Here is a 16922-nt window from a genome sequence, read left to right on the forward strand (position 1 = left end):
ACGCTGCCGACATTCGTTCCCCAGGGGTTTTGGGGTGCCCGTCAGGCCTCGAAGCGGCGGCGGGCGGACTCGATGTCACCGAGGTACCGGCGGGTCCAGCCGCACATCCCGTCGACCGTGGCCCGCAGGGCCTGGCCCGGCTCGGTGAGGGTGTATTCGACCCGCGGCGGGACGGTGGGATGCACGTTGCGCTCGACCAGGCCGTTGCGCTCCAGCATGCGCAGGTTCTGGGTGAGCATCTTGTGGCTGATGCCCTCGATCTCCTTCCGCAGCTCGGTGAAGCGCAGCGTTCGGTCACCGAGACCCTCGACGATCAGGAACGCCCACTTGTTGGCGACGTCCGAGAAGATCTCCCGCGCCAAGGAGTCGGCCCGCGCCAGGTCCGCATCCTCGGGCGAGCCCGTGTACTGCTTGGTCACCATGAAGTGCTCCAGTCACCGAAAAGTGCGTTCTTCCAGGTCAAGGTTCACTCTCCTATAGTTCCCGAGTAACCACAAGAGAGCACAAGGAGGCGGACAACATGCCCATCACCCTCGTGGACCCCAGCGGATTGCCCCAGATCGACGTCTACCGGCAGGTGTCGATCGCATCCGGCTCGAAGCTGGTCTTCGTCGCCGGGCAGGTCGCCTGGGACGCCGGGGGCGTCACGATCGGCGTGGGCGACCTCGCCGCGCAGGTCGAGCAGTGCTACCTCAACATCGGCACCGCCCTGGCCGGGGCCGGCGGCTCCTTCGACGACGTGGCGAAGCTGACCGTCCACGTCGTCGACTGGACGCCGGACAAGATGCCCCAGCTCCTGGCGGGGATCTCGCGGGCCGCCGAGAGGCTGGGGGTCACCCCGGTCCCGCCGGCCACGCTGATCGGGGTCGCGGCGCTGGACGTACCCGAGCATCTGGTCGAGATCGAGGCCACCGCGGTCATCGACTGAGCGCATGCCTAATAAGTCATCCGCTTTTGTGCATCAGCGGATTTCTCGGCATTTATCTGCTTAACGTGACGACAGGGTTGGGACTGACAGGGAGGCGCGATGGGCCTGGCCACCGCCGTGGCGTGGACGATCGCCGCGCTCGCCGGGGTGTACCTGCTCTGCCTCTGGCTGGCGGGCGGGGGCCTGCGCCGCGCCAAGGTCACCCGCTTCCCCGTGGCGGTGGTCTTCTCCCACCCGGCGCTGGCGGTCTCGTCGCTGGTCTGCTGGGCGGCCGGGCTGGCCACGGGCAGCCGGGCGCTGGTGTGGGCGGCGTTCGCGGGGCTGGCGGGGGCGGTGCTGCTGGGGTTCGCGATGTTCACCCGGTGGCTCGGGGCGGGCCGGCACGGCACGACCGCGCGCCGGTTCCCGGTGCTGGCGGTGGCGCTGCACGGGCTGGCCGGGGTGACGGCGTTCACGCTGGTCTTCCTCACGGCCAGCGCGGCCCACGTCTTCTGACCACGGCCGGCGCGGCCCACGTCTTCTGACCGCCTCACGGCCAGGAGCTCAGGACCTGGCCTTCCGGGGCTGCCGCAGCACCTGCAGCGAGCGCGCCGTGACGGCGACCAGGTCGCCCGCCAGCCACCGCTCGTCGCCGAACGCGTCCTCCACCGTGTCGTGGTTGGTGTCGAGCACCGGGTGCCACCCCGTGCCGAACTCCTCGCCCGGCAGCGTGAACGTCATGTTCTCGTGGTGGGCGTTGATCAGCAGCAGGAAGGAGTCGTCCACGATCCGCTCGCCGCGCGGCCCCGGCTCGGTGATCGCCTCGCCGTTCAGGTAGACCATCAGCGACTTGGCGTAGCTGATGTGCCAGTCGCCCGCCGTCATCTCCTGGCCGCCGGGGGTGAGCCAGACCAGGTCGCGCTTGCCGTTGTCGGGGTGGCGGCCGTGGAAGAAGCGGCGGCGCTGGAAGACCGGGTGCTCGCGGCGCAGCTTCGACAGCGCGCGGACGAACCCCAGCAGGTCGGGCTCGGTGTGCAGTAGCGACCAGTCCACCCAGGCCAGCTCGTTGTCCTGGCAGTAGGCGTTGTTGTTGCCGCGCTGGGTGCGGCCGATCTCGTCGCCGTGGGAGAGCATGGGCACGCCCTGCGACAGGAACAGGGTGGCCAGGAAGTTGCGCCGCTGGCGGCGGCGGAGCGTGACGATCTGCGGGTCCTCGACCGGACCCTCCGCGCCGCAGTTCCACGAGCGGTTGTCGTTGGTGCCGTCGCGGTTGTCCTCGCCGTTGTCCTCGTTGTGCTTGTGGTCGTACGAGACCAGGTCGGTCAGCGTGAACCCGTCGTGGCAGGTGACGAAGTTGATCGAGGCGACCGGGCGGCGGCCGGAGGACTCGTAGAGGTCGGCGGAGCCGGTCAGGCGGGAGGCGAACTCGGGCAGGGCGGAGTGGGTGCCCCTCCAGAAATCTCGCACGATGTCCCGATATTTGCCGTTCCACTCCGTCCACAAAGGCGGGAAATTCCCGACCTGGTACCCGCCGGGCCCGACGTCCCACGGCTCGGCGATGAGCTTGACCTGCGAGATCACCGGATCCTGCTGGATCAGGTCGAAGAACGCGCTCAGCCGGTCGACGTCGTGCAGCTCCCTGGCCAGCGCCGAGGCCAGGTCGAACCGGAACCCGTCGACGTGCATCTCCAGCACCCAGTAGCGCAGCGAGTCCATGATCAGCTGCAGGGCGTGCGGCGAGCGCACGTTGAGCGAGTTGCCGCACCCGGTGTAGTCGAGGTAGTAGCGCCGGTCGCCGTCGTGCAGCCGGTAGTAGGCGGTGTTGTCGATCCCCCTGAACCCCAGTGTGGGACCCATGTGGTCGCCCTCGGCCGTGTGGTTGTAGACCACGTCGAGGATGACCTCGATGCCCGCCTCGTGCAGCGCCCGCACCATGGCCTTGAACTCCAGCACCTGCTGCCCCCGCGTCCCGGCGCTGGAGTAGCCGCCGTGGGGCGCCAGGTAGGCCATGGTGTTGTAGCCCCAGTAGTTCGTCAGCCCCCGGGCCACCAGGAAGTGCTCGGGCACGTAGTGGTGCACCGGCATCAGCTCGACCGCCGTCACCCCGATCGACAGCAGATGCTCGATGATCGCCGGATGGCCCACGGCCGCGTAGGTGCCGCGCAGGTCGGGCGGCACGTCGGGGTGCCGCATGGTGAGCCCGCGCACGTGCGCCTCGTAGATCACCGTCTCGTGGTACGGGATGCGCGGCGGCCGGTCGTTGCCCCACTCGAAGAACGGGTTGACCACCACGTTCTTCGGCATGTAGGGCGCGCTGTCCTCGGTGTTGCGCCGGGTGGGATCGGTGAAGTAGTAGGGGAACAGCGCCTGGTTCCACGTCAGGTCGCCGTCGATGGCCTTGGCGTAGGGGTCGAGCAGCAGCTTGGCCGGGTTGCACCGGTGGCCCTGCGACGGCTCGTAGGGCCCGTGCACGCGATAGCCGTAACGCTGCCCCGGCTGGATCCCCGGAAGATAGCCATGCCAGACGAACCCGTCGACCTCGGGGAGATCGACCCGCTCCTCGGAGCCGTCGTCGTGAAAAAGGCACAGCTCGATTCGGTCGGCGACCTCGGAGAACACCGAAAAACTGGTGCCAACGCCATCCCAGGTGCCGCCGAGTGGATAGGGCTCGCCCGGCCAGACCTCACGCATGTGGCCCAATTGTCGCACGCGAACGCGCTCTTGGTCTCTCAATAGCCTGATCGCTCTCCGTACGGGGGCGCCCACGTGCGCGAACACACGCCGGGCACGCGGCGCCCCACGCCGCTGACGGCCCCGTACGAGGCGTCACATGACTGCGCGGGAGGGCGCCACGCCCCCGGACGGGGCTCCGGAAATCGGAGAGAGGCTAGAGGAGCTCGGCCTTGAGCGAGATCGTCGTGCCGGTCAGGGCCTTGCTCACCGGGCAGTTGGCCTTGGCCGTCTCCGCGGCCTCCTGGAACTGCTCGGCCGTGATGCCCGGGACGTGGCCCTTCACCGTGAGCACGATGCCCGTGATGCCCTCACCCGGCTGGAACGTCACGTCTGCGCTGGTCTGCAGCGACTCCGGCGGCGTGCCGGCGCCGGCCAGGCCGTGCGAGAGCGCCATCGAGAAGCAGGACGAGTGGGCGGCGGCGATGAGCTCCTCAGGGGAGGTCTTGCCGTTGGCCGCCTCGGCCCTCGACGGCCAGGAGACCTCGAATGTGCCGACGCCCGAGGTGTCGAGCGATACGGTGCCGGAACCGTCGAGCAGGGCGCCCTTCCACTGGGTGGTGGCGGTGCGAGTGGTGGCCATGACGTGTGCTCCCTCCGTGGTTATCGTTACGACCTTATCGCGGCCCGAAAGAGTCTTGCCTGCGGGTCATCCGGCTCTACATTTGGTGCGAATAATGACATGCTCGGGTCGCGGCGCACCCTGCCGCCTTGGTCCGGATTAAACGGGAGCGTGGTGCCAGTGGAGGCACCGTACGACGACCGCCTGCTGCACCAGCGGGTGGTCGGCGGCGATGAGTCCGCGCTGGGGGAGGTCTACGATCGGCTCTCCTCGCTGATCTTCGGTCTCTCCCTGCGGGTCACCAGGGACCGGGTGATCGCCGAGGACATCACTCAGGAGGTGTTCCTCGTCTTCTGGGAACGGCCGCTGGCCTACAACCCGGAGCGCGGCACGCTGCGCGCCTGGCTGGCCACGATCGCGCACCGCCGCGCGGTCGACCACGTGCGGGCCGAGGAGCGCAGGCGAGTGTCGGCGCTGGGGCCCAGGCTGTTCGAGCGCGAGCCCGTGAGGCTGGAGGACACCGTGCTCGCCGCCGACGAGGCCGCGCGGGTGCGGCAGGCGGTGACGTCGTTACCCGACGGCTTACGGCAGGCGGTGGAGCTGGCCTATTTCGGTGGCAGGACCTACCGGCAGGTCGGCGAGGAACTCGGCGTGCCCGAGGGCACGGCCAAATCGCGCATCCGGCTGGCGTTGCGGCGCCTCGCGGACGCGCTGGCGGAGGAAGAAGTGTGATGGACGCCGGGCTGCCGCACGCTGGTCGGGCGGACGTACATGCGCAGGAAGAGGTGTGATGGACCCCGTCGAGCGTCTCTACCTGGACGCGATGATGGAGGACCCGGCGGTGCCGGCCCGCTCGTTGCGGCCCCAGCTCCTGGCCGGGGCCCGGGCGAGGCGCAGGCCGGCGGCCCCGACCGCCGCCTGGGTGGAGCCGTACGCCGGCCGCGTGGCCGCCATGGACGCGCTGCTGGCCTCGGCGGTGGACGACGACTGGTCGCGGGTCATCGTCGAGGGCTGGACGCTCCAGGAGCTCGTGGCCCACCTGGCCGCCAAGGACGGCCTGCTGGCCGCCTCCGTCGGCGCCCCCGTGCTGGGCCCCCCGATCGGGGCGGTCGACTCGATGGGCCGGACGAACGACGTGCAGGCGTACGAGCGGGCCCGCAGCCCCGAGCAGACCAGAAGGGACTGGCGGGCCCAGGCGGACGCGCTCTGCCGCCACCTGGCCGAGCTGCCGCCCACGACCATGGCCACGCTGGACGGCCTGGAGACGGTGGTCAGCGACCACATCCTGGCCAGGGGCCTGGAGACCTGGGTGCACACGAACGACGCCGCGGAGACGGCCCGGGTCCGCCTCCCGAACCCCGTCCCCCAGCACATCCACCCCACGGCCGACCTGTGCGCCCGCCTACTGCCCTGGACGATGCTCTTCTCCGGCCTGGACGGCGCCGGCCGCACGCTGCGGCTCACGCTGACGGGCGAGGGCGGCGGCGAGTGGCGGGTCCCGCTGGGCGTGGAGGACACCGAGCCGGGCGAGCCGGATGCCGGCATCACGGCGGACGTGGTGGAGTTCTGCTTCCTGCTCGGCGGCAGGGGAGACCCCGCGGAATTCCCCGCCGACCTGGCGGGCGACCTGTCCCTGGCCCGGGACGTCCTGACCGCGGCTCCCGCGTTTTCGGGCCCATAACCCCGACAAAAGGGACGAATTCCGCGCGGCCATTTGCCTATATACGGCGAATGGCCGCGTTCGTTGCATCAACGCCACCTCAGGCTTAAACGATTTGACGGGTTGTTTGGGTTCGTGGAGGTAAAGGGGATTCTGTGCTGGGGTACGTCTGCCTATGTCCGGGTGCTCCAAGAAATGAAGCATCGGACTCCGGGTCGATCTACCCAGGACGGAAACAATGCACGTGAAGACGAATAACCAACAAGCGCGAACGTCGCGCCACAGGCGTATCGCGACGATGGCCCTGGCGGGCGCCGCCGCCGGCCTCATGTTCCTTCCCGCAGGCCAGGGTGTCGCCGGCGCGAGTGCGGGCGCGGCCGGCCTCCAGACCGGCGTCGGGTACGTCTCGGGTGAGAAGCCGACGCTCGGCTGCGGACACCGCGGCTGCGGCCGCAACTGGTGGGGCCGGCACTGGTGCGGCGGCTGGTGTCACGGCGGCCATCACCACCGCCACCACCACCACGAGTTCGACCACCACCACCACGAGTTCAACCGCCACCACCACGACGACCACGAGGACCGGCGCGTGGCGCCCGCACCCGAGCGCGAGGAACCCGTCGAGCCGCCGCCGCCGGTGAAGGACAAGCCGGAAAAGCAGGACAAGTGGCATATCGACGACAGCAAATGGCCGTCTTTCGATGAATTGCCGTCTTTCGGGGATTGGGCCGAGGAAGAGCAGTAACCCGGAACCGGGCGCCAATCTCTCCCGCGTCTCCGGAACAGCGGGATTCTCCGGGACAGCGGAAGACGAATGCCGTGGCCACCTGGACCGGCCACGGCATTCGCCGCCCCGGGCCGGGGAAGGACGCCGGTACCGCGCCGGTACCGCGCCGGTATCGCGCCGGTACTGGGGCCGTCGTTTAGGCTCTGCGCATACGAGAGGGGGTCCCCGTGGCGGATGACGTAACGGGTCTCGCGGGGTTGATGTACGAGTTCGGGCTGCTCAAGCGCTACAAGCGGACCGGTTGGCTGGTCGCGGGCGTGCGCGATCCCGAGAGCATCGCCGAGCATTCGTTCCGGGCGGCGGTCATCGCCGCCGTGATCGCCAGGCTGGAGGGCGCCGATCCCGAGCGGGCCGCGTTCATGAGCCTGTTCCACGACACGCAGGAAACCCGCATCACCGACATCCCGTACATCGGCAAGCGCTACCTCAAGGCGGCCTCCAACGAGGACGTCACCGCCGACCAGGTGCGGGGCCTGCCGGCGGAGGTGGCCGGGATGGTGAGCGGCGCGGTGGGCGAATACGAGGAGAAGGCGACCCTCGAAGCCGTCTGCGCGCGTGACGCCGACAAGCTGGAGTGCCTCATCCAGGCCGTGGAATATCGCGAGCAGGGGCAGCACAACGTCCAGGGCTGGATCGACAGCTCCCTCGCCGCGATCACCACCCCGACCGGCAAGCGCCTGGCCGAGGAGGCCTTGAGCACGGGGACCCTGGACTGGGTGACCCGCGTGCTCAACGGCGACTGAGCCTTCCGCCGGATCAGCTGTCGGAGGCCTCGCTGACGAGGTCCCTGGCGTACTCGTCGTCGCTCTCCGCCAGCACCCGCCGGCGCCCCTCGTCGGCCCGCTCGTCCCCGCGCAGCGCCAGACCGCGCGTGGCCTCGGCCACCGTGCGCAGGTCGGAGTCGGACAGCCGGGCCGCCAGGGCCTCCCTGATGCGGGGCGTGTCGGCGGCCAGCCCGGCGAGCCCGGAGGTGGCCCAGTCGCGGATCTCCGAGTCCTCCTCCTCGGTCATCGCGATCAGCAGCGCCAGCCCCTCCTCGTGGTCCGGGGGCAGCACGTCGGCCAGCGCGATCGGGTCCGTCATCGTGCGCTTGTGCCCGGGGCGGCTGATGACGTCCAGCACGTACGGCAGCGCCCGCGGGTCGCCCTGATGGCCGAGCCCCGCCAGGACCGAGCGCAGCACCTGCGGGTTGCTCTCCGTGGTGACCATCTTCTGCAGGAGCGGCAGCGTCCTTTCGAGGTACGGCTTCTCCCCGTCGGCGAACCCGAACTGGGCGATCGCGTCCACGCCGAACTCCCGCTCCCTGGCGTCCTCGCTCACGCACAGCCTGGCCAGCGCCTCGTACGTCTCCTCGTCGGCCCGCTTGCCCAGCGTGTCGGCGACGATCCACCAGGTCTCGGCGTCCTCGTCGATGTCGCGGTGCGCCAGCGCCCGCCCCACGAGCCGGTCCACCGGCGTGTGGATGCCCGCCGCGTCCTCCAGCAGGGTCGCGACGGCGGCGTGGCCGCGCTGCGCCTGCACCTGCTCGCTCTCGGAGCCGTCGGCCGAGCGCCCGGCCACGGTGACCAGTTCGGTGCCGTCCTTGGCGTACTGGCGGGCCACGACGTATTCCCAGCCGTCCTGCTCGATCTGGTCGAGCAGCGCGGTCTCCAGGTGCACGCCCACCCAGTCGACGGCGATGTCGAGCGGCGTGTCGCCGTCACCGTCGTACTTCTGGTGGTCGGCGCCCGCCTCCAGCAGCGTCTGGACCATGCCCAGCGCGCCACGCCTGGCGGCCAGCGAGAGCGGGGTGTCGCCGTCGTCGTTGGTCGCGTCGACCTCGGCGCCCGCCTCGATCAGCACCCGGGCCACGGCGGCGTGGCCGTTGGCGGCGGCCCAGAGCAGCGCCGTCCAGCCGCCGGCCTCCCTGCCATTGATGTCGGCGCCGGCCGCCAGCAGGGCCTCGGCCACCTCCGTGCGGTCCCAGGCGGCCGCCGCGCACAGCGGCAGCCCCTCTTCCTCGCCCTTGCTCGGCTTGTTGGGGTCGGCGCCACTGGCGAGCAGCTTGCCCACGGTCTCGGACTCACCGTTCAACGCCGCGCGGTAGAGCTGTTCCTCATGCATGACAGGGACCCTAGCCTGGTCCGGCCGCGCCCCGGACCAAGCCAGGGCCCCGTGTCATGGCGTTGTACGCGCCCCGCCCCCGTACGGGTTCAAAGCCCATGCCCAACGTGCATGTTTCGATGGATCACGCGTTTCCTACCAAAGGAGGAGCTTCACGGCGGCCAAGACGCGATATGTTGCGAGTATGACTGATCCCGGTGAGGTCCGCGCGTCGGACGCCGAGCGCGAGGCCGTCGTCGAGCAGCTCCGTGTCGCCTCGGTCGAAGGCAGGCTCACGCTCGCCGAGCTGACCGACCGCACGGAGGCCGCGTATACCGCGACCACCCATGCCGAGCTGGCCCTGCTCACGCAGGACCTGCCCGCGGGCGCCACGCCCGCCCACATGCCCGCCCCCGCGCGCGAGGGGAAGAAACGACGGTGGTTCGTCGGTGTCATGGGCGAGTCCAAGCGCCGCGGCACCTGGCGGATCGACAAGGAGCTCGGCGCGGTCGCCGTCATGGGTGAGGTGCTGCTCGACCTGCGCGAGGCCGAGGTGCGCACCGACATGGTGGACATCCTGGCCGTCTCCGTCATGGGCGACATCAAGATCATCGTGCCCGACGGGGTGAACGTGGACCTCGAGGGCGTCGCGATCATGGGCGAGAAGAAGGTGAAGGTCCTGGAGGCGCCCTCCGGCATGAACGTGCCCGTGGTGCGGATCAAGGCGTACGCGGTGATGGGCGAGATCAAGGTGATCGGCGACTCGCAGGTCAAGCCGCTGCAGCGCGGGTTCGCCGCCTGGCGGGAGCACTGGGAGCGGCTGCACGGCGAGGACTGGCGGGAGATCGGCCGCCAGGTCCGCGTGGACGGCCGCGAGCTGCGCAAGCAGCTCCGCGACCAGCACCGCAACCTGCGCCGGGGCTTCTGACCCGCAAATCCTTTCCCGGCTCGTGCAACGTCCCGGCCCTCCTGGCGCGTAGTGCTCGGTGTACATCACCGAGCAGTGAGGACCCTCGATGCGGGATCGAGCCGACTTCGAGCGCTACGTCGAGCAACGCTCGGCCCGCCTGCTCAGGACGGCGTACCTGCTGTGCCGCGACTGGGCCACGGCGGAGGACCTCGTCCAGACGGCGCTGGCCCGCGCCTGGCTGGCCTGGCGCCGCGTCGGCGCGAACCCCGACCCGTACGTCTACCGCATCCTCACCAACACCCACGCCTCCTGGTGGCGGCGGCGGTGGCGGGGCGAGGTGGCCACGGGCGAGCTGCCCGACGGCGCCGGCCCCGGTGACGCGGAGGCGGGCCTCGGCACCCGCGAGGCGCTGCGGGCGGCGCTGACCGCGCTGCCCGCCAAGCAGCGGGCCGTGATCGTGCTGCGCTACTTCGAGGACCTCCCCGACGAGGAGATCGCCGCCATCGTCGGCTGCTCGGTGACCACCGTCCGCAGCCAGGCCAGCCGCGCGCTGGCCAAGCTGCGGCTCGACCCTGAGGCCAGGGCCGCGATGGAGACGGGAAGCTGACCGTGACGACGAGACAAGAGCAGGACCTGCGCGAGCTGCTCGACAGCGACAGCGCCGAAGGCCTCGCCGAACGTACGGGCGGGCACAGGGGTGTGACGGTCGCGGACGTGGACGCGCGGGCACGCGCCATCCGCCGACGGCGCGGGCGGACGGCCGGCTCGATCGCGATGGCCGCGCTGGCGGTCGTGGCGGTGGCGAGCCTGCCCCGCACCGAGGCCGCGCCCATGCCCGAGGACGTCTGGACCGGCGTGCTGGCACAACCCGGCTCGGCGCCCGCACCCGAACGCTCCCTCCCGGCCCTGCCGCTCTACCACCGGTACGAGCGGGGCGGGGAGCGGGAGACGATCCGGTTCAGGGCCTCGGCCACGGGCGTGACGTTCGGGCTGAGCTGCCCGGCGGACGGCCACGCCCTGGTCTGGCTCAACGGCCGGTTCGTGGCGAGCGGCCCCTGCGGCCCCACCGTCGCCGAGCCGCCCGGCTGGCTGGGCGACCCGGCAGTGGCCCGCGAGGGCGTGAACGAGCTCACCGCGGCCCTGGTCCCCGCCTCGTCGGCCGGCTCGGGCCGCATGACGGAGGAGCGCGCCGAGCAGTTGCTGGCCGCGACGCCCGCCTACCCCGCGGCGTGGCGGCTGACGGTGCTGGACACCCGGACGCTGGACTGCCGGGCCGACGTGATCCGCATCGACCCGGGAAGCGGCGAGATCATGCCGAGCTGCTCATCCCGCCGGTGACGCCGAGCTGCTCATCCCGCCAGTGACACCGGCTGCCGCTGAGCCGCCCAGTAACGCTCCAGCACCACGTCCACCAGCTCCGGAGCCGGTCCGAGCACGTCCGCCACGATCTCGGCGCCCGCCTCCAGCGTGTCGCGGCGCACCTTGTCGGCGAAGTAGCCAGGGGCCAGCAGGTAGGGCGCCACGACGACCCTCGGCGCCCCGGCCCGCCTGAGCGCGGCGACGGCCGCGGCGGGAGCCGGATCGGCGGCCGAGGCGTACGCGGGCGACACGGTCCACCAGCCGGACCGCCGCCACCCCCGCGCCAGCTCCGCGATCACCGCGTTGGCCCTGGCGTCACTCGAACCGGCGGACACCAGCACCACCGCCGTGTCCGGGTCGCCCGCCGGCACGCCCGCCTCCGCCAGCCGCCGCTCCAGCGCGGACAGCAACAGCGGGTGCGGCCCCAGCGTGTGGCCGTAGTGGACGCGCAGGCGCGGCTCGCGGGCGCGTGCCTCGTTCAGGGCCGCCGGCAGGTCCACCCGGCTGTGGTAGGCCTCGGTGAGCAGCAGCGGCAGCACCACGGCCTCCTCCAGACCGCGCAGCGCCTGCCCGAGCGTGGGGGCGCAGTGGTCGAGGTAGGCCACCCGGACGTCCAGCGGCACCTGGTCGAGCAACGCGGCCACGGTGGCGGCGGCACGCGGGTCGCGAGACCCGTGCGCCACCGCCACCAGTGGCACGCGGCCGGGGGCCGTCCCGCCTGCCAACGGGACGCGTCCCCCGCCGGGGATCACAGGTGAATGCCGCATTCGACCTTCCCCAGGCCCGCCCAGCGTCCGCTGCGCGGATCTTCACCCTCCGCGACCTGCCGCGTGCACGGCGCGCAGCCGATCGAGGGGTAGTTGTCGTAGTGCAACGGGTTGATCAGCACCCCGTTGTCGGCGATGTAGTTGTCGACGTCCTCCTGCGTCCAGGCGGCGATCGGGTTGACCTTCACCATCTGCCGCTTGGCGTCCCACTCCACGACCTTGGTGTCCGTCCGGCTGGACGACTCGTCGCGGCGGATGCCGGAGATCCACGCCAGGTACGGCTCCAGCGCCCGGTTCAGCGGCTCCACCTTGCGCAGGTAGCAGCACAGGTCCGGGTTGCGGCCGAACAGGCGGGGGCCGAGGTCGCGGTCCTGCTCCTCCACCGTCCGCGACGGCTTGATGTCGATCACGTTGACGTCATAGACCTGCCGGACGGCGTCCCGCGTGCCGATCGTCTCGGCGAAGTGGTAGCCGGTGTCGATGAACAACACGTCCACGCCGGGCTTGACCCTGCTCACCAGGTCGATGAGGAGGGCGTCGCTCATCGAGGAGGTCAGGCACAGCCGGTCGCCGAACGTCGCCGCCGCCCAGCGGATGATCTCGCGCGCGGGGGCGCCCTCCAGGAACGTGGCGGCGGACTCGACGATGTCCTGCAGGTCGAGGGCCCCGCGCTGCTCTCTCAAACCGACCTCGATGTCGACCAGCGTCATATCTTCACTCCGATTCCAAGGAATTTCAGCTTGAAGGCACGAGCGCAGGCGCGGCAGTACCAGCCGCCATCACCCTCGTAAGGCTCCAGGTCCTCGTCGCCGCAATAGGGGCAGTGGAAGGGAACCGCTCGTGTGGTCATTTCAGGTCGGCCTCGTCCGCTCGCTGGACCCAGTCGGCGAACGACTCGCCTTCCTTCTTCTGGCTGTCGTAGTTGGACACGACGCGCGCCACGTAGTCGGGCAGCGCCTTGGCGGTGGTCTTGAGCCCGCGTACTTTCCTGCCGAAGCCGGCGTTGACGCCGAGCGAGCCGCCCAGGTGGATCTGGAAGCCCTCGACCTGGTCGCCGTTCTCGTCCACGACGAGCTGGCCCTTCAGGCCGATGTCGGCGACCTGGATGCGGGCGCAGGAGTTGGGGCAGCCGTTGACGTTGATGGTCAGCGGCTCCTCGAAGTCCGGCAGCCGCCGCTCCAGCTCGTCGATCAGGTCCATGGCGGTGGCCTTGGTCTCGACGATGGCCAGCTTGCAGTATTCGATGCCGGTGCACGCCATCGTCTGGCGGCGGAACGTGGAGGGCCTGACCTGCAGGTCGTTGGCCTCCAGCTCGGCCACCACGGAGTCCACCCGGTCGGGGGCGACGTCGAGGACGACCATCTTCTGCTCGACCGTCGTGCGGACCCGGTTCGACCCGTGCCGCTCGGCGATGTCGGCGATCACGTGCAGCTTGTCGCCGTCGAGCCGGCCCACCTTGGGCGCGAACCCGACGTAGAAGTTGCCGTCCTTCTGCGGGAAGACGCCGACGTGGTCGCGGCGGCTGCCGCGCGGCAGCTCCGGCGCGGGCCCGTCGGGCAGCCGCTCCTTGAGGTATTCGGTCTCGAGGATCTCCCGGAACTTCTCCGGCCCCCAGTCGTTGACCAGGAACTTGATCCGGGCCCGGTGCCGCAGCCGCCGGTAGCCGTAGTCGCGGAAGATCCCGACCACGCCCTCGTAGACGTCCACGGCCTGCTCCGGCCGCACGAACACGCCCAGCCGCTTGCCCAGCATCGGGTTGGTCGACAGGCCGCCGCCCACCCACAGGTCGTAGCCGGCCTCGCCGTGCTCGTTCACCACGCCCACGAACGCCACGTCGTTGATCTCGTGCACCGTGCAGTGCGCCGGGCAGCCGCTCAGCGCCGACTTGAACTTGCGGGGCAGGTTCGAGTACGCCGGGTTGCCCACGATCCGGTCCTGGATCTCGTGGATCTGCTCCGTGGAGTCCAGCACCTCGTCGGAGTCGATCCCGGCCAGCGGACACCCCAGGATCACGCGCGGCGTGTCGCCGCACGCCTCCGTCGTGGACAGGCCCACGGCCTCCAGGCGCTCCCAGATGTCCGGCACCGACTCGATCTCGATCCAGTGCAGCTGGATGTTCTGGCGGTCGGTCAGGTCGGCGGTGCCGCGGCCGTACTCGTTGGAGATGTCGGCGATCGTACGGAGCTGGGCCAGGTCGAGCTGGCCGCCGTCGATGCGCACCCGCAGCATGAAGTAGCTGTCGTCGAGCTCCTCCGGCTCGAGGATCGCCGTCTTGCCGCCGTCGATGCCGGGCTTGCGCTGGGTGTAGAGGCCGTACCAGCGCATGCGGCCACGCAGGTCGGCCGGGTCGATCGAGTCGAAGCCCCGCTTGGAGTAGATGTCGATGATGCGCTGGCGGACGTTGAGGCCGTCGTCGTTCTTCTTGTTCTCTTCGTTCTTGTTGAGCGGCTCACGGTAACCGAGGGCCCACTGGCCTTCGCCGCGCGGGCGCTTGTGGTGCCGGCTGGCAGGAGTGCGGCTGGCAGGGGTGCTCATTGCGCGTCCTTCGGATCATGGGCGCGCGCGGTGTCCCACCTGCCATCTTCATCGATGGGCAGGGCTGGAGAGGAAGAGTGCGACGCGCTCAGCGGTAGAAAAGAATGTGGGTTAGCGGGCGTCGCAACAGATGGCACTGCGGACACGCTGAAGGTCGACGTGTCGTCGACCGACGAGCATGGGGTCCGCTGGCATACTCCGAGATTACTCTGGCTGTCCGGGATGTCCAAGACGGGGTCCAGAGTGTGGGATAGTTCATCCTTGGCGCGGCCAGTCCAGATCCGACTCCTTGGCCTGCTCCTCCTCCTGGTGCTGGCAGTCGCACCACGAGCCGCCGCGGCAGTCCTCGTGGCGCCTCTCCTTGCAGCTCTCGCAGATCACGCTTGCATTATTCTCCCAGAACCTCGTTCCGGTTAGGCTGGCGCGCGTGGACCTCATGGCCGAATTACTCGACGACCTGCGTGCCGAGACCGCGTCCTTGGAAGCGCTGCTCCAGCCCTTGAACGATGAGGACTGGGAGCGGCCCACGCCCGCCGAGGGGTGGGCGATCCGTGATCAGGTGAGCCATCTGGCCTGGTTCGACGACGCGGCCGTGCGGGCCGCCACCGATCCGGACGCCTACCGCGCCTCGGTGCTGTCGGACTCCCGGTCGGTCGACGATCTCGCGCTGGAGGCGCGCGGCATGCCGCCGGGCGAGCTGCACGACTGGTTCCGTACGTCCCGCGCCCGCAGCCTGGAGGTGTTCGCCACGCTCGGCGCCCGCGACCGGCTGCCGTGGTTCGGGCCGGAGATGTCGGCCGCCTCGTTCGTCACCGCGCGGCTGATGGAGACGTGGGCGCACGGCCAGGACGTGGCCGACGCGCTCGGCGTCACCAGGGAGCCGACGACCCGGCTGCGGCACGTGGCCATGCTGGGATACCGGGCCCGCCCCTACGGCTTCGCGGTGCGCGGCCTGCCCGTCCCCGGCGAGCCGGTACGCGTGGAGCTGGCCATGCCCGACGGGACCACGTGGACGGCCGGCCCCGACGACGCGGACGCCGTCGTACGCGGGACGGTGCTCGACTTCTGCCTGGTCGTCACCCAGCGCATCCACCTCTCCGACACCGGCCTGGAGACGACGGGGGCGCCCGCGCGGGCCTGGATGGAGATCGCCCAGGCGTTCGCCGGGGCACCCGGAAAGGGGCGGCCGCCCAAGTCAGGGTGAGTTCAGGGTCTTGCCGGATGACGCCGAGGGCACGATCAGTGACATCCTGTGAGCATGCGCACAATTCTGAACGTCATCTGGCTGGTGTTCGCGGGGATCTGGCTGGCCATCGGATACGCGCTGGCCGGAATCATCTGCTGCATCCTGATCATCACGATCCCGTTCGGCATCGCCTCGTTCAGGATCGCCGCCTACGCGCTGTGGCCGTTCGGCCGGACCGTGGTGCGCGACCCCGGCGCGGGCGTGTTCTCGTTGCTGGGCAACATCATCTGGTGCGTGGTCGCCGGCATCTGGCTGGCCATCGGGCACGTCGTGACCTCGATCCCGCTGTTCATCTCCATCATCGGCATCCCGATGGGTGTCGCGAACATCAAGATGATCCCCGTCTCCCTCCTTCCGCTGGGCGCGCGCATCGTGGACAACGACTAGGGCAGTCCCGGGACGTAAGCTGTCCCGAAGAGTCACTGCGAATAGCAATGGGTGCCATGACGTCCACCGATGCGCCTCCCCGACCCAAGCGCGGGCCGGTCTCGAATGCCCGCGCGAGGCTGAACTGGGTGCTCGACACCAAGTCGTGGGCGATCGTGCGCGCGGCCACGAACGCCGGCGTCACCTACCGGGTCACCGGCCTGGCCGGCGAGGCGGCGTTCTTCGCGCTGCTGTCGTTGCCGCCCTTCGTGCTGGGCCTGATCGGCGTGCTGGGCAAGCTCGGCACCTGGCTCGGGCCCACCGTGGTCACCCAGGTGAAGACCTGGGTGATCGAGCAGGCGGGGCTGCTGTTCACCGACGACGCGGTCAACAAGGTGATCAACCCGCTCCTCACCGACGTGCTCAGCGACGACGCCGGCAAGGTGTCGATCATCTCGCTGGGCTTCCTGCTGTCGCTCTGGTCCGGCTCCAGGGCGCTCTACGTCTACGTGGACCTCATCTCGGTCGCCTACGGGCTGGGGGAGGAGCGCGGCATCATCCGCACCCGGCTGATGTCGTTCGGCCTCTACATCGTCGGCCTGATCATCGGGATCATCGTCATGCCGATCCTGGTCGTCGGCCCGACGCTGATCAAGGACGCGCTGCCCGCCGACTACGGCATCCTGATCGACCTGCTCTACTGGCCGGTCGTGATCATCGGCTCGGTGCTGTTCCTCACCGTGCTCTACCACGTCAGCGTGCCGGTGCGGACGAAGTGGTACCGCGAGCTGCCGGGCGCCATCCTGGCGCTGTTCCTGTGGATCCTCTGCGCGGCGGTGCTGCGCGCGGTGCTGGCGGCGTGGTTCTCGCCCGTCTCGGTGTACGGCTCGCTGGCCGCGCCCATCGCGCTGCTGCTGTGGCTCTACATCACCGCGCTGGCGGTGCTCATCGGGGCGATCCTGAACGCCGAGGTGGATCGGCTCTGGCCGGGCGTGAGTCGTACGAAATAGCGCG

The 16922-nt window shown here is 70.2% G+C and carries 21 protein-coding genes; 12 read left to right on the top strand and 9 right to left on the bottom strand.

Annotated elements, in window-relative coordinates; all coding sequences use genetic code 11:
* Window positions 1-41: 41 nt before the first annotated feature.
* Entirely contained in the window at window positions 42-422 is a 381-nt protein-coding gene (locus AB0J69_RS10365; protein WP_364115044.1) for a helix-turn-helix domain-containing protein, read from the bottom strand.
* A gap of 98 nt (window positions 423-520) precedes the next feature.
* Between AB0J69_RS10365 and AB0J69_RS10370 the strand changes: the two genes are divergently transcribed.
* Window positions 521-928 carry a RidA family protein gene (locus AB0J69_RS10370; protein WP_364115045.1) on the top strand — a complete coding sequence of 136 codons (408 nt, stop codon included), beginning with the start codon at window positions 521-523 and terminating at the stop codon, window positions 926-928.
* A gap of 99 nt (window positions 929-1027) precedes the next feature.
* Window positions 1028-1423, top strand: coding sequence for a hypothetical protein (locus AB0J69_RS10375; RefSeq protein WP_364115046.1), 396 nt, complete (start codon window positions 1028-1030; stop codon window positions 1421-1423).
* 48 nt (window positions 1424-1471) lie between these two features.
* Here the strand turns inward: AB0J69_RS10375 and glgX are convergent, their stop codons facing one another.
* Window positions 1472-3598, bottom strand: a complete 2127-nt coding sequence (glgX, locus tag AB0J69_RS10380) for a glycogen debranching protein GlgX (RefSeq protein ID WP_364115048.1) — start codon at window positions 3596-3598, stop codon at window positions 1472-1474.
* Window positions 3599-3794: 196 nt separating this feature from the next.
* The gene (locus tag AB0J69_RS10385) at window positions 3795-4220 is read right to left on the bottom strand and encodes an OsmC family protein (RefSeq protein ID WP_327590568.1); all 426 of its coding nucleotides are present in this window, start codon (window positions 4218-4220) and stop codon (window positions 3795-3797) included.
* A gap of 159 nt (window positions 4221-4379) precedes the next feature.
* On the opposite strand from AB0J69_RS10385, the gene AB0J69_RS10390 reads away from it, so the two are divergent.
* The 4 genes from AB0J69_RS10390 (at window position 4380) to AB0J69_RS10405 (ending at window position 7386) form a co-directional block, all read left to right on the top strand.
* Window positions 4380-4931 carry a sigma-70 family RNA polymerase sigma factor gene (locus AB0J69_RS10390; RefSeq protein WP_364115051.1) on the top strand — a complete coding sequence of 184 codons (552 nt, stop codon included), beginning with the start codon at window positions 4380-4382 and terminating at the stop codon, window positions 4929-4931.
* A gap of 58 nt (window positions 4932-4989) precedes the next feature.
* Window positions 4990-5880, top strand: coding sequence for a maleylpyruvate isomerase family mycothiol-dependent enzyme (locus AB0J69_RS10395; RefSeq protein WP_364115053.1), 891 nt, complete (start codon window positions 4990-4992; stop codon window positions 5878-5880).
* A 217-nt stretch (window positions 5881-6097) separates the two neighbouring features.
* Window positions 6098-6601 (top strand): hypothetical protein, encoded by a 504-nt coding sequence (locus tag AB0J69_RS10400; RefSeq protein WP_364115055.1) that lies wholly within the window; start codon window positions 6098-6100, stop codon window positions 6599-6601.
* Window positions 6602-6810: 209 nt separating this feature from the next.
* Window positions 6811-7386 carry an HD domain-containing protein gene (locus tag AB0J69_RS10405; RefSeq protein ID WP_364115057.1) on the top strand — a complete coding sequence of 192 codons (576 nt, stop codon included), beginning with the start codon at window positions 6811-6813 and terminating at the stop codon, window positions 7384-7386.
* A gap of 13 nt (window positions 7387-7399) precedes the next feature.
* Here AB0J69_RS10405 and AB0J69_RS10410 read toward each other — a convergent pair whose 3' ends face one another.
* Window positions 7400-8746 (bottom strand): ankyrin repeat domain-containing protein, encoded by a 1347-nt coding sequence (locus AB0J69_RS10410; protein ID WP_364115059.1) that lies wholly within the window; start codon window positions 8744-8746, stop codon window positions 7400-7402.
* A 184-nt stretch (window positions 8747-8930) separates the two neighbouring features.
* Here AB0J69_RS10410 and AB0J69_RS10415 point away from each other — a divergent pair, with 184 nt between their 5' ends.
* The 3 genes from AB0J69_RS10415 (at window position 8931) to AB0J69_RS10425 (ending at window position 10973) form a co-directional block, all read left to right on the top strand.
* The gene (locus AB0J69_RS10415) at window positions 8931-9653 is read left to right on the top strand and encodes a DUF1707 domain-containing protein (RefSeq protein WP_364115061.1); all 723 of its coding nucleotides are present in this window, start codon (window positions 8931-8933) and stop codon (window positions 9651-9653) included.
* An 88-nt stretch (window positions 9654-9741) separates the two neighbouring features.
* Entirely contained in the window at window positions 9742-10242 is a 501-nt protein-coding gene (locus AB0J69_RS10420; RefSeq protein ID WP_364115063.1) for a SigE family RNA polymerase sigma factor, read from the top strand.
* 2 nt (window positions 10243-10244) lie between these two features.
* Window positions 10245-10973, top strand: a complete 729-nt coding sequence (locus tag AB0J69_RS10425) for a hypothetical protein (protein WP_364115065.1) — start codon at window positions 10245-10247, stop codon at window positions 10971-10973.
* Window positions 10974-10984: 11 nt separating this feature from the next.
* Here AB0J69_RS10425 and AB0J69_RS10430 read toward each other — a convergent pair whose 3' ends face one another.
* The 5 genes from AB0J69_RS10430 to AB0J69_RS10450 form a co-directional block, all read right to left on the bottom strand.
* Window positions 10985-11761 carry a sirohydrochlorin chelatase gene (locus AB0J69_RS10430; RefSeq protein ID WP_364115067.1) on the bottom strand — a complete coding sequence of 259 codons (777 nt, stop codon included), beginning with the start codon at window positions 11759-11761 and terminating at the stop codon, window positions 10985-10987.
* Window positions 11743-12471, bottom strand: a complete 729-nt coding sequence (locus AB0J69_RS10435) for a phosphoadenylyl-sulfate reductase (RefSeq protein WP_364115069.1) — start codon at window positions 12469-12471, stop codon at window positions 11743-11745. Before AB0J69_RS10435 ends, AB0J69_RS10430 begins: the two co-directional genes overlap by 19 nt.
* 136 nt (window positions 12472-12607) lie before the next feature.
* A complete protein-coding gene (locus tag AB0J69_RS10440) occupies window positions 12608-14296 on the bottom strand; it encodes a nitrite/sulfite reductase (RefSeq protein ID WP_364115071.1) in 1689 nt (562 codons plus the stop codon).
* Between the two features lie 111 nt (window positions 14297-14407).
* Window positions 14408-14491 carry a putative leader peptide gene (locus AB0J69_RS10445; RefSeq protein WP_311132608.1) on the bottom strand — a complete coding sequence of 28 codons (84 nt, stop codon included), beginning with the start codon at window positions 14489-14491 and terminating at the stop codon, window positions 14408-14410.
* A gap of 60 nt (window positions 14492-14551) precedes the next feature.
* On the bottom strand, window positions 14552-14677 hold the full coding sequence (locus tag AB0J69_RS10450; RefSeq protein WP_364115072.1) for a hypothetical protein: 126 nt from the start codon (window positions 14675-14677) through the stop codon (window positions 14552-14554).
* A gap of 55 nt (window positions 14678-14732) precedes the next feature.
* Between AB0J69_RS10450 and AB0J69_RS10455 the strand changes: the two genes are divergently transcribed.
* The 3 genes from AB0J69_RS10455 to AB0J69_RS10465 all read left to right on the top strand — a co-directional run bounded on the left by AB0J69_RS10455 (window position 14733) and on the right by AB0J69_RS10465 (window position 16918).
* On the top strand, window positions 14733-15500 hold the full coding sequence (locus AB0J69_RS10455; protein ID WP_364115160.1) for a TIGR03084 family metal-binding protein: 768 nt from the start codon (window positions 14733-14735) through the stop codon (window positions 15498-15500).
* 54 nt (window positions 15501-15554) lie between these two features.
* On the top strand, window positions 15555-15929 hold the full coding sequence (locus AB0J69_RS10460; RefSeq protein WP_364115074.1) for a YccF domain-containing protein: 375 nt from the start codon (window positions 15555-15557) through the stop codon (window positions 15927-15929).
* A gap of 128 nt (window positions 15930-16057) precedes the next feature.
* The gene (locus AB0J69_RS10465) at window positions 16058-16918 is read left to right on the top strand and encodes a YihY/virulence factor BrkB family protein (RefSeq protein ID WP_364115076.1); all 861 of its coding nucleotides are present in this window, start codon (window positions 16058-16060) and stop codon (window positions 16916-16918) included.
* The last annotated feature ends 4 nt before the right edge of the window (window positions 16919-16922 follow it).

The organism is Nonomuraea sp. NPDC049709 (genome assembly GCF_040674815.1).
Lineage (GTDB): Bacteria > Actinomycetota > Actinomycetes > Streptosporangiales > Streptosporangiaceae > Nonomuraea.